We start from the raw sequence: 1,397 nt of genomic DNA, 5'->3' as shown, positions 1-1,397 counted from the left end.
CCGGCAGCTGCGGGAGCCGGCAACTTTGAGCATTGGCTACTGCACGAGCCGCATCGACAATGAAGAGCAGCTCCGGCAGGCCATCGCGCAGGCCGACGACTGCCTTTACAGGGCCAAGGACCGGGGCAAAAACCAGATCATTGGCCAGGAACGGACATAGAAACGAGGCACCATGTACACCTACATACCCAAAGAACAAATCAAGATCTACCGGTATTTGACCGTTGACGCCGTTAACGCGGTCCTGGCCAGCCTGCGCCGGGAGGCTGGGATCAATCTGGAAATAGAGAGCACGGTCGGCACGGCCGGCAATTTTGTGACCCAAAACGATGGGGTCGACGACCTGGACTACCAGCTGAAGCTGCTGGGGCAAAGCGATAAGCAGCCGGCAGACTTGCTGGCCGAAATCAGCCGCTCTTTAACCGAAGGGCTGGCCGGCAAGTTTGAGGCAGGCCGGGAAAGCCGGCAGGCACTGACCTTCCTGCACCGGGCCAAGAAGAGCGGCAAGGTCAACTTCAAGCTGGACTTGACCATTGTCAAAGAAGAAGACGGGGATGAATACCGCCTGATCAAGGAAAATGGCGCGGCAGAGTGGGGCCCGGCCTTCAACGTCCGTTTTTTGAAGATTCAAGAAGAAACCATCAAGGACTGGGACCAGTGGGAAGACCTGCGGAGCGAATACTTGCGCTTGAAGAATGAAAACCCGGCGGACTTGTCTGTCGACCTCTACCGGCAGGCGGTAAACAATATTTATGGTTAACAAAAACAGGTAAGCCGGCAGACTTACCTGTTTTTTTCTTGCAAAATTCGTAAAAAGTTTGTATTTTGTCATTAGAATTAAATAATTGATAGAAGAAATTTTCGAAATATCTTTATGGAAAGTGGCAGTATGGAAGATACAGAAATCAAGTTAATTGCAACAGACATGGATGGCACTTTGGTCAACGATGCCAAAGAAGTTCCGGCATCATTTGCCAGCTGGGTGCTCAATCACCCGGACCAGCAGATGGTGATTGCCAGTGGCCGGCCCTACTACACCAATGAAAAGCTCTTTGACGAGATCAAGGACCATTTGATCTTTATCGGCGATAACGGCGGGGTGATCTACCAGCAGGGGAAGTTTCTGGCCAAGGCCGGCATTACCCCTGAAGAAGCGGCTTTCTGCCTGGACCTCTTTGCCGGCGAACCCCTGGCCAACCCGATTTTGTGCGGTGCCAGCCAGGCGATTTGCCACGACCCAGCCGGGGACCAGAACTTTTTGAAGCAGCTAGACACTTATTACATCAAGCGCCGCTATGTCGAAGACTTGCGGGCTGAAGTCGCCAGCGACGAAATGATCAAGTTCACGGTTTACATCGAAGGGGGCGCAGCTGAAGGCATCTACCGGCAGCTGCCGG

General features: G+C 53.3%; 3 protein-coding genes. All 3 read left to right on the top strand.

All coding sequences use genetic code 11. The annotated features are described in order from the left end of the window. Positions 1 to 25: 25 nt before the first annotated feature. Entirely contained in the window at positions 26 to 160 is a 135-nt protein-coding gene (locus lacNas_RS13355; RefSeq protein WP_244661473.1) for a diguanylate cyclase domain-containing protein, read from the top strand. Between the two features lie 12 nt (positions 161 to 172). After that, entirely contained in the window at positions 173 to 760 is a 588-nt protein-coding gene (locus tag lacNas_RS13350) for a hypothetical protein (RefSeq protein ID WP_201330417.1), read from the top strand. Positions 761 to 889: 129 nt separating this feature from the next. Further along, positions 890 to 1,397, top strand: a 508-nt coding sequence (locus tag lacNas_RS13345; protein WP_244661472.1) for an HAD family hydrolase, incomplete at its 3' end; no start/stop codon positions are given.

The sequence above is a fragment of the Lactobacillus nasalidis genome, from assembly GCF_016587775.1.
Lineage (GTDB): Bacteria > Bacillota > Bacilli > Lactobacillales > Lactobacillaceae > Lactobacillus > Lactobacillus nasalidis.
The sequence above is the reverse complement of the archived record's forward strand: the minus strand, read 5'-3'. Positions and strand labels throughout refer to the sequence as shown.